The organism is Acinetobacter lactucae, from assembly GCF_013344765.1.
Taxonomy (GTDB): domain Bacteria; phylum Pseudomonadota; class Gammaproteobacteria; order Pseudomonadales; family Moraxellaceae; genus Acinetobacter; species Acinetobacter lactucae_A.
Genome location: NZ_JABVBF010000130.1, coordinates 1 through 9,861, shown reverse-complemented (window position 1 = coordinate 9,861; position 9,861 = coordinate 1). Strand labels below are relative to the sequence as shown.

Sequence of the window (9,861 nt, the reverse complement as noted above, 5' to 3'; positions counted from 1 at the left end):
GTTATAACTTTAAATTAATCTCTAACCTTTAGTTAGTAAAATTTAGAATTAAGCATTATCAAATGTTACCCCAAAAAACCTCTCCACCACTACATTCCTTTCATGCAAACTCTTTGAGCTTAAAATCTGAAACATCAAGCCATCAATCAGATTTAGAACCATGTCGGCACTTGGTTTTAATGCATGAGTTTCCAAACTAAAAACCAGATCAAAAAGTTCTCGAAGCAGCCATGTTCTATACTCAATTGCCATACGGTAGGCCTGCGGGTAAATCTGTTTAATTTCAAAAATAGCTTTCAGTAATAGATGGTACAAGCTATTAAAATTGACATGTAAAACAATAATTTCCTTAATTTTATCGCTTGAGGTTCTGTAACGGCTTGAGTAGATAATTGCCAGCACTTCTTCTTTAAGTTTGCTTTTTTGAAAGGATATGCATGTTTCAATCAGGCGTTCTTTTGAGTGAAAGTAGTTATAAAAAGTGCCTTTAGGTATTTTGGATTTTTTAGCAATCAGATCCACGCCTGCATTGTGAAATCCGTAGTTATTGAACAATTCTATTGCGGTATGGATGACTTGTAATTTTTTGGAAGATGTTTCTAAAGTTGGCATAGTTTTACCGTTATAAATAAATTTTTGTTGTATATAAATGAGACACTTTTTGGGGAGAAAAAAGGCACAGCAAAGCCATAAAGACTGTGCTTTGCACATCTCAAATTTTATTGTTGCTAAGTTTTAGTCGTGACGAATTAAAGCCTGAAAAGCCTAACGGCGATTGAGCTGCTTTAAAGTGATTTAAGTTGTGTCGTTGTAGACCTTGGCAATGTCTGCCAATAAATAATGAATGTGCATAGCCAACTCCTTCTTTTGGGAGTTCTGCCAAAACATTAGAAATTATGGTGGCAGAACGGAAGCAGGTTGACGGACTGGTTTGAACTCCAGCACACCCAAAGGTGTCCCACTCCCGTCCTACCTCTACGGGAGGGAACGGGGTGTGCACACAAGACTACTCCTCAGAAGAAATAATCCTGATGTGGTTCAAATAGCGGTCCGTCAAAACCGACTGGCAATGTAGGCCAGCCCGCAAATGGTAATCTGCAAAAATTAAGGTGTCAATGTGAAATTGGCTAGAAATTATTTAATTAATTATTGTTTTTCATTTAATTACACATTTAAGAAATATCTTAAATATGAGCTTAACAATATTAATTAATTCAATAATCTTTTTAAAATTTTAATCTTACTCGCCACTATTTTTAGGTTTTCCCTTCTCTACAAAACATTTCTTGCGCTCTACCTATTTTTATGTATGATTGAGTAATCACTCAATTAATATATTTATTTATGGCTCGTCCTCGTAGTGAAGATAAACGTAATGCGATTTTAAGTGCTGCGATAGAAACATTGGCAGAGCTTGGCGAACGTGCTTCTACCTCAAAAATTGCCAAAATTGCTGGCGTGGCAGAAGGTACTTTATTTACATATTTTAGTAGTAAAGAAGAGCTGCTTAACCAGTTATATCTTTCGCTCAAGGCTGAGCTACGTCAGGTCATGATGCTTGGTTATCCTGCCGACTCCGACCTACAAACACAAATGTCACACATTTGGCAAAGCTATTTGGACTGGAGTTTAGAAGCTCCTCTTAAACGAAAAGTCATGGCACAGCTTTCAACATCAGAACAAATTACTGAGCAAAGCAAACAAATTGGCATGCAAACCTTTTGTGACCTGACTCAAAACATTCAAGACTGTATTAACGATGGCAAATTAAAAGATTACCCACCGTTATTTATTGCTTCAATTTTAGGTGCACTTGCTGAAGTGACACTCAATTTTATTGCCCAAGACCCTTCTCAAGCCGAGCGTTATCGCAAATCTGGTTTTGAAGCGTTTTGGCATGCAGTTTCAATATAGATTAAAGAATAAGGATGCACGGCGTCCTTATTTTTAAACCAATTAATGAGTGAGCAAATACTCATTTAAATAAATCAAAATAAGCACTTAGCCCAAGTTCTTATTTGCAAATACAGGTTTGTTCCACTAAAGGAAAAACAAGATGACTATTTCAAACACAACAGACTTGCCTGCTCCCTTAATGCCGTCACAACAGCAAAATGGCAAATTTAGAAATACGCGTCCAAACCAACACAAGCCTTCTTTTGGCAAAACGCTTCAACTCATGTGGAAGTTTCTTTTTAACAAACCAAAAGACACCGTTCCAAACCGAGAAATTCCTGTTTTAAGTTTGTCGAAAGAACAACTTTTGAGTGCACCAGACCGTTCTTTATTTCGTTTGGGGCATTCAACGATCTTGTTAAAACTGCAAAATGAGTTTTGGTTAACCGACCCTGTTTTTTCAGAGCGTGCCTCGCCTTTTCAGTGGATTGGACCAAAACGTTTTCACCAACCACCCATTAACATTGCTGACTTACCGCCCATCAAAGGCGTGATTTTGTCGCATAACCACTACGACCATTTGGACTATCACGCGGTAATGCAGCTTAAAGACAAAGTTGAGCATTTCTTAACACCGCTTGGTGTGGGTGACACCCTCATTAAATGGGGAATTCCAGCAGAAAAAGTTCAACAACTTGACTGGTGGGACACCACTCATGTTGATGGTCTTGAACTGGTTGCGACCCCTGCCCATCACTTCTCTGGTCGTGGTATGGGTGATAGTAATGAAACGCTTTGGGCATCTTGGGTGATTATTGATAATGATCTACGCGTATTTTTTAGCGGAGATACCGGATATTTCGATGGTTTTAAAGAGATTGGACATCGTTATGGCCCCTTCGATATGACCATGCTAGAAACCGGAGCTTATGATCCTGAATGGCCCGATGTTCACATGCAACCCGAACAAACGTTGCAAGCACATATCGATTTAAAAGGTCGTCATTTATTGCCCGTGCATAACGGAACTTTTGACTTGGCGCTCCATGCTTGGGACGACCCGTTTGAACGAATTGTCGCTTTGGCTAAACAAAATGAGTTAGCAATTAGTACGCCTCAAATGGGTGAAGTATTAAACTTAAACGAGCCAAATGTCGAAAACTATTGGTGGCGTTCTTAAGTTTTTTTGACAATTTTTAAATTAATTCTCCCTATTATCCTTTCATTAAAAGTATTTAAATTCAAATATATAAGTATCATTCCTCTTATTGATGCTGCCATTTAACAAAACTAGGACTAACTTTGTCTTAGTTTTATTATTGACTTAAAACACAGACTACATTAGTCTGTGTTTGTAATTGATCAATTATGAAATTAAATGGCTTATATCACTAGTAGCGTCGAGTATGCGATTCACTGTCTTCTTTTTCTTGTGAACAATGAAGATAAACCATTGAGTAGTAAGGATCTTGCCGAATTACAAGGAGTCTCTCCGAGTTTTATGGCCAAGATTTTTCCTAAACTTGAAAAGGCAGGCCTTGTTGTTGCACAAGAAGGTGTTCGTGGTGGATATTTACTGGCCAAACCGGCTCATGAAATCAGTTTTTTAGATATCGTGAATGCAATCGAAGGTGAAAAACCGCTTTTTGAGTGCCAAGAAGTCCGTGGAAAATGTGCAGTCTTTAACAATGCCCCACCTGATTGGGCAACCAGTGGTGTGTGCGCAGTGCATGCAGTCATGCTACAGGCTGAAAAAGCCATGCGAGATGCTTTAGGTGCCCATACACTGGGCGATATTGCAGAGCGTTTTGGCCGTTATGCACCCGATGTGTTTTTTAGTGATGTAAATGGTTGGATCAGTGAACGCATTGAAGGAAGAACAGCAAAAATGCGAAAAAGTAAAATATCACGGGATACACCCGACTAATAAGCTGATAGGGTCTCAAACCCTAGAGTAATAACACCCCTAATCGTTTTAAACGCCTTCTCAGATTTTTTCGGACAATCAGAGAATGGATTCGCTCACCCAAAATTTTGTGATGAGCGGGAATGTGTTGTCCGAAAAATCGATCAAAAGGATAATCAAATGAGTAAGCGTATTATTATTATTGCAGGTTCTGGCTTTGCTGGTTTATGGGCTGCACTTGCTGCACAACGGGCAATTCACTTAGCATCGCAAGAACAAAACATTGAAGTGGTAATGGTTTCCCCTAGTCCAAATGTGGATATTCGTCCTCGTCTTTATGAAGCTGTACTTGAAAATATGTACCCTGATATTTCAGAACTATTAAGTGTAGTTGACGTTAAATATGTGGCTGGCTGGGTAAATGAAATTGATGCTGCTGCCCAAAATCTTGTGATTACCACAACTCAAGGCGATAAACAGACTTTAAGGTATGACCGTTTTATTCTGGCAACTGGAAGCACCACGTTTATGCCACCAATACCAGGTCTTACCGAATATGGATTTAGCGTAAGCACATTAGAAGATGCGGAAAAATTAGATCAACATCTTAAGAATTTAGCCAACAAACCTGCAAATGCAGCTCGTAATACTGTAGTTGTCGCTGGTGGTGGACTTACAGGGCTAGAAACTGTTACCGAAATGCCTGAACGTCTGCGTAACATTTTAGGTGAAACTGATATTCGTGTGGTGTTAGTCGATTCATCACCAGAAATTGGTGCAGCATTGGGTGATGAAGCTGCGGCTGTAATTCGAGAAGCTCTCGACGAGTTGGGTGTTGAAGGTATAGCTGGAGTCCGCGTTACTGCACTTGATGCTTCTGGTGTAACACTTTCTAATGGCGAAAGAATTGAAGCAGAAACCGTCATTTGGACTGCGGGCATGAGAGCTAACTCACTCACCTCTCAAATTGCAGGTGAAAAAGATAATTTAGGCCGTATTTTAGGTGATACCTATTTACATGCGCCTGAAGCAAAAAATATTTTTGTGACGGGAGATACGGTAAAAGTTCCAACCGATGATTTAGGTAATTTTAATGTGATGTCTTGTCAACACGCCATGAGCCTTGGCCGTGTGGCGGGTTACAATGCTGCGGCAGAATTGGTTGATTTACCACTACATGCCTACAGCCAACCAAAGTATGTGACTTGTCTTGATTTAGGCCCTTGGGGTGCTCTCTATAGCGAAGGTTGGGACCGAAAAGTTCAATTTGTGCGTGAAGAGGCCAAAAAAATTAAACAAGAAATTAATACTGTCTGGATTTATCCGCCGGTTGCAGATCGCGAAGCAATTTTTGCAATCGCAAACCCTGATTTTGTGATTGTTCCTTAATATTAGTTTTTCTAGAACAAACTACTTTATTTAGATACCCTAAAAGCAAAGCCGTCGCTGATTTTGCTTTTAGGGTTTATTTTTGAGTCATTAAATTATGACTTTTCTAACTCTTCTATTATCGCTAAAGCCGTTTTTTTAGCAGAAAACGGGTTTTGTCCCGTAATTAAATTGCCGTCTTGAACTACGTGCGGTGCAAATGGAATAAAGGCCTTATCATAATGGGCACCATATTCTTTAGCTAACTCTTCGGCATTATATGGAACTTTTTTTGCGACTCCTGCCAGAACCTCTTCACTCCATGCAAAGCCCGTTAACTTTTTGTCTTTTATCAGTCGTTCGCCATTTGAAAGCTTTACATTGAGCAAGCCGCAATACCCATGACAAACACTCGAAACAATGCCACCCTTTTCATAAATATTTTTGGTGATTTCTTGCAGTTCAGGATTATCTAAAAAATCCCACATAACACCATGACCGCCTGTGTAATAAATCACGTCATAATCTTGCCAATTAATATCGGAAGGCTTAAAAGTATTGGCCAATAAAGTCATAAAAGCTTGATCATCTTCCCTCGCTTTTACAGACTTGTCAGAAACCAAAGCTCCTAATGATTTTGGTTCAATCGGAGTTTTTCCGCCATTGGGACTAACAATGTCTTGTATATAGCCTTGCTTTTCAAATTCATCATAAGCATGGGTGAGTTCGCCTAACCACAGCCCTGTTGGTTCATCGACATCTTTATAGCGTGAAACATTGGTCACGACATGTAATATACGTTTAGACATTTCATCACCTCATTTCCATATTTATAATTCTATCTTTCATCTATCAAAACATAGAAAGCTGTTACTGAAAGTGTGCGCTTGGTAAAGTTATGAACCTTGCTTTTACATGACTATAAGTCTAAAGTTAACTTGAATGTCAATAGAGTATGTAGCTATGAATATTAGCGAGTTATCTAAACTAAGCGGTTTAAGTACCCCTACAATTCGTTACTACGAGCAAATCAAACTCTTGCCAAAAGCCAAAAGAAAATCAAACGGCTACCGTGAATATACTGACAACGATTTAAAACAGCTTTCTTTAATTCAGCAAGCACAGCAAGTTGGGTTTTCTTTAGCAGAAATTAAAGCCTTTTTACCTTCAAAAGTTGCCACTTGGAACCATGACGCACTTATCCAGACAATTGAAAACAAAATTCAAGAAATAGAACTTTTAGAACAGAAACTCAAAGTGAGTAAGCAAAATTTACGAACCATGGTTGAAGCGATTAATAACAAACCAGATGAAATTACTTGCGAAGAAAATGCAGAACGACTCATGAACCTCTATTACGACAAAGCAAAATCGCCATAATTTCTTAGAGGCCTATTGACCTTAAAGTACGCTTTAAACATACGATGGATAACAGGTGATAAATAAGGAACCTGTGATGTTTAAAGTTTTGAATTTTCAGCGTTGGTTAACCATTATTTTTGGCATTTTTTTGGCTTCAAATGTGGTACATGCCGCCGAGTCAGATAAAACCCAAAGCCTTACTAAAGCAAATGGAAAAATTTTAGTCGTGATGACCAATCACTCGGCTTACCCTTCCCGTTCGGATAAAACAGGACTTTGGCTGACCGAGCTCACTCATTTTTATGATGTCGCTTTGGCTGCTGGCTATGACATGGATTTTGTAAGTCCTTTAGGCGGTCAAGTACCATTAGATGAGCGTAGCTTAAAGTCTATTTATTTAGACAAATCAGCTCGAGATCACTTAGCCGACCCAGCATTTATGCAGCGGTTAAAAACCACTTTAGCTCCAAATGTAATTAATCCTACACAGTATAAAGCCATTTACTATACTGGTGGCCACGGCACCATGTGGGATTTCCCAAACAATAAAGCCTTGAAAAACATCAGTGAACAGATCTATCGCCAAGGTGGAATAGTCTCGGCGGTATGTCACGGCGTGGGTGGTTTATTGCCTTTACAGGATGAAAATGGCAAACCTTTAATTGCAGGTAGAATCGTTACTGGTTTCGCAAATATTGAAGAAACGCTGTCTGGTATTAAGTCTCAAGTTCCGTTTTCACTACAAAATGGACTCATTGAACGTGGAGCAAACTACAAACAAGCATTTGTTCCATTTACATCGTATGTGGTTTCGGACGACAGAATTATTACTGGACAAAACCCGCAGTCGAGTAAAGAAATTGCTGAAGCAGTTATTAAACGTTTAAATACGACTCAATAAATTGATAAAACACTCAAATTGAAAAGCCAATTATAGATTAACTCTCTAATTGGCTTTTTGTTTTAAGTAATGACCAGTGGACCAGAACCCGGCAGTTCGGTCACTAGCTTATAACCCATGAGTTTTGCAGGCGTATATGTACCGCCTTTAACGGTATTTTTGAGTAAATAATTCACCACAGTTAGTGAACCATTTACTGTAAGGCTATACGCATTTTCCGTTTGGATACGGGCGGTTTTTATTTCCCCACGTGAGTTTCTCGCTTCACCCCAAACATAGGTCGGCACTTTCGCACGGAGTTCCTCATTTGGCCCAACGACCGTTTTTTCAATACGTGACTTAATAAACTTCTGCACGGCTTTTAGTTTTAATACTGGGCGTACATAGTTCATCATTCTGGCGCCCATGATCATTTTGGGAAATGCAGGTACAAACACTTCAATATTGGAAATACCTGTTGTATAGAACGCTGTAGATACGTCTCCCCACGGTACGCTCATAGCACTTTTTTTACCATCCCCAAAATCAATAGTTCGGACGTAGTGCGCTAATGGAACGGTGGTAATTTTTCCGTTTTTACGAATTTTCCCGCCTTCTGCCATACCTTCTGTACTTGTTTTGGCTGTACCCGGTGAAAGTCCAGTTCTTGAGTCGAAACCAAGTGCTAAATGGGTTGCATCTGGCAGTGCTTCTTTTAAGGCAGCTGCCACACAGTCTGTCGGTATCACATCGAAACCAACACCCGGACAAAGCACAATATCGGCTTTTTCGGCTTGGCTGTTCAGTGACTGTGCCAATTCAAATACCGCAATTTCGCCAGTAATATCAAGATAGTGAACACCTGCTTTTATACAAGCTTCCATCATGGGTTTCGATGTTGCTGAAAATGGTCCTGCGCAGTGCATCAACAGTTTACAGCCTTGGAGCTGCTCACTTACTGCATCTACGTTATCAAGTCCAAAAGCCTTATAGTTGAGCCCCAACTCTTGAGCTAATGTTTCAACCTTGGCTTTGTTACGACCAGCTAAAGTTGGTTTTAGACCTTGGCGCACCGCTTCACGAGCAATTAACTCACCCGTGTAGCCATTTGCTCCATAAATTATCCAGTTTGTATCGTTAGGATTTGTCATAACACAACTCACTTATTAAGAAGCAAATGTATAGTCACGCATGCCTTTTTTGTATTGGCGGGTACGGCATGACATCGCTGATTGTTGCAAAATTAAAGCCCAAGCTGGTGAAACATTTGGTTTTGTTTTTTTGCCAGAACTTAAATTACGTAACTGGAATTTGACCACTGCCATATTCGCAAGTGAAGCGAGTGTTTTATTTTCCCATGTAATTGGCTTGAGTTCAGGAGAAACATTCTGGCCTTGTTTCCAAGCATTTGGCAAATTAGGTTCAATTGCTAGTGCTGTGGCAATACCGACCATATCTACACCACTTTCAATCACTTTCTCTGCCACTTGTTTACGGCGTATGCCACCTGTCACCATAACAGGCATTTTGGCAACTTTACGAATTTCTTGTGCAAATTCTAAAAAGTAAGCTTCGCGAGCAAGTGTTCGTCCATCGCGTGCTTGACCTTGCATTGCAGGCGCTTCATAGCTACCGCCTGAAAGTTCAACCAAATCGACTGCATGCTCATTTAACATTTTAACCACTTGTTGAGCATCTTCAGCACTAAACCCACCACGCTGGAAATCTGCTGAATTTAGTTTTACCGCCACAGTAAATTCAGGTGAAACCACTTTACGAACTGCATCCACAATTTCAATTAAGATACGAGCGCGATTTTCTAAAGAACCACCCCACTGATCTTGGCGTTTATTGCTGAGTGGAGAAAGAAACTGGCTTAATAAATAACCATGTGCTGCATGAATTTCTACACCGCTAAATCCTGCTTTTTCACCTAAACGCGCCGTGTTTGCAAAACGCTGAATCACCTCTGCAATCATAGATTCAGTCATTTCGATTGGTGTATTAAAGCGATTTGACATCTTGCCAAGATCAAGTGAAATTGCCGATGGTGCCCAAGTCTGCTGACCAAGGTTTGCTTGCATTTGACGCCCCGGATGATTGATTTGAAGCCAAACCTGAGCGCCTTTTGAACGACCAATTTGTGCCCATTTTTTAAAAGTATCTAAATGCTTTTCATCTTCTAGCACGACGCCGCCCGGTCCAGTCATCGCTCTGCGGTCTACCATCACATTTCCGGTAATGATTAGACCTACGCCACCATTTGCCCAAGCTTGATATAAACGCATCAACTCTTCTGACGGTGCATGGTTTAAATCAGCCATGTTTTCTTCCATTGCAGCTTTAGCAATTCGGTTAGGAACATATGAGCCATTTGGAAATACTAATTTTTCGAACACTTTCATTGGAATGACCTCATTCAATATGGCTTTACTTTAAGATTAAAGCT

Annotated in this window: 11 protein-coding genes; 6 read left to right on the top strand and 5 right to left on the bottom strand. The window is 39.8% G+C overall.

Annotation, left to right across the window (positions count from 1 at the left end; all coding sequences use genetic code 11):
- Nucleotides 1-48: 48 nt before the first annotated feature.
- Both HUN22_RS12680 and HUN22_RS12675 read right to left on the bottom strand, forming a co-directional pair.
- Nucleotides 49-612, bottom strand: a complete 564-nt coding sequence (locus HUN22_RS12680; protein ID WP_217488172.1) for a TetR/AcrR family transcriptional regulator — start codon at nt 610-612, stop codon at nt 49-51.
- Nucleotides 613-712: 100 nt separating this feature from the next.
- Nucleotides 713-1,000 carry a hypothetical protein gene (locus HUN22_RS12675; protein WP_174729907.1) on the bottom strand — a complete coding sequence of 96 codons (288 nt, stop codon included), beginning with the start codon at nt 998-1,000 and terminating at the stop codon, nt 713-715.
- A 344-nt stretch (nt 1,001-1,344) separates the two neighbouring features.
- Here HUN22_RS12675 and HUN22_RS12670 point away from each other — a divergent pair, with 344 nt between their 5' ends.
- From HUN22_RS12670 to HUN22_RS12655, 4 genes are all read left to right on the top strand, one after another.
- Nucleotides 1,345-1,914 (top strand): TetR/AcrR family transcriptional regulator, encoded by a 570-nt coding sequence (locus tag HUN22_RS12670; RefSeq protein WP_174729904.1) that lies wholly within the window; start codon nt 1,345-1,347, stop codon nt 1,912-1,914.
- Between the two features lie 142 nt (nt 1,915-2,056).
- Nucleotides 2,057-3,076 carry an MBL fold metallo-hydrolase gene (locus tag HUN22_RS12665; protein ID WP_174729901.1) on the top strand — a complete coding sequence of 340 codons (1,020 nt, stop codon included), beginning with the start codon at nt 2,057-2,059 and terminating at the stop codon, nt 3,074-3,076.
- Nucleotides 3,077-3,274: 198 nt separating this feature from the next.
- A complete protein-coding gene (locus HUN22_RS12660; RefSeq protein WP_174729898.1) occupies nt 3,275-3,823 on the top strand; it encodes an RrF2 family transcriptional regulator in 549 nt (182 codons plus the stop codon).
- A 159-nt stretch (nt 3,824-3,982) separates the two neighbouring features.
- Nucleotides 3,983-5,191, top strand: a complete 1,209-nt coding sequence (locus HUN22_RS12655; protein WP_174729896.1) for an NAD(P)/FAD-dependent oxidoreductase — start codon at nt 3,983-3,985, stop codon at nt 5,189-5,191.
- Between the two features lie 95 nt (nt 5,192-5,286).
- Here the strand turns inward: HUN22_RS12655 and HUN22_RS12650 are convergent, their stop codons facing one another.
- Nucleotides 5,287-5,979: a type 1 glutamine amidotransferase domain-containing protein gene (locus HUN22_RS12650; protein WP_174729893.1), complete on the bottom strand. Its 693-nt coding sequence runs from the start codon at nt 5,977-5,979 to the stop codon at nt 5,287-5,289.
- 154 nt (nt 5,980-6,133) lie between these two features.
- Between HUN22_RS12650 and HUN22_RS12645 the strand changes: the two genes are divergently transcribed.
- Together HUN22_RS12645 and HUN22_RS12640 are read left to right on the top strand one after the other, a co-directional pair.
- Complete coding sequence (locus HUN22_RS12645; RefSeq protein ID WP_174729890.1) at nt 6,134-6,550, top strand: MerR family transcriptional regulator; 417 nt, start codon at nt 6,134-6,136, stop codon at nt 6,548-6,550.
- A 76-nt stretch (nt 6,551-6,626) separates the two neighbouring features.
- Nucleotides 6,627-7,433: a type 1 glutamine amidotransferase domain-containing protein gene (locus HUN22_RS12640; RefSeq protein WP_174729887.1), complete on the top strand. Its 807-nt coding sequence runs from the start codon at nt 6,627-6,629 to the stop codon at nt 7,431-7,433.
- 62 nt (nt 7,434-7,495) lie between these two features.
- On the opposite strand, the gene HUN22_RS12635 is transcribed toward HUN22_RS12640, so the two are convergent.
- Both HUN22_RS12635 and HUN22_RS12630 read right to left on the bottom strand, forming a co-directional pair.
- Nucleotides 7,496-8,563, bottom strand: coding sequence for a saccharopine dehydrogenase family protein (locus HUN22_RS12635; protein WP_174729884.1), 1,068 nt, complete (start codon nt 8,561-8,563; stop codon nt 7,496-7,498).
- A 15-nt stretch (nt 8,564-8,578) separates the two neighbouring features.
- The gene (locus HUN22_RS12630; RefSeq protein ID WP_174729881.1) at nt 8,579-9,817 is read right to left on the bottom strand and encodes an NADH:flavin oxidoreductase/NADH oxidase family protein; all 1,239 of its coding nucleotides are present in this window, start codon (nt 9,815-9,817) and stop codon (nt 8,579-8,581) included.
- Between the last annotated feature and the right edge of the window lie 44 nt (nt 9,818-9,861).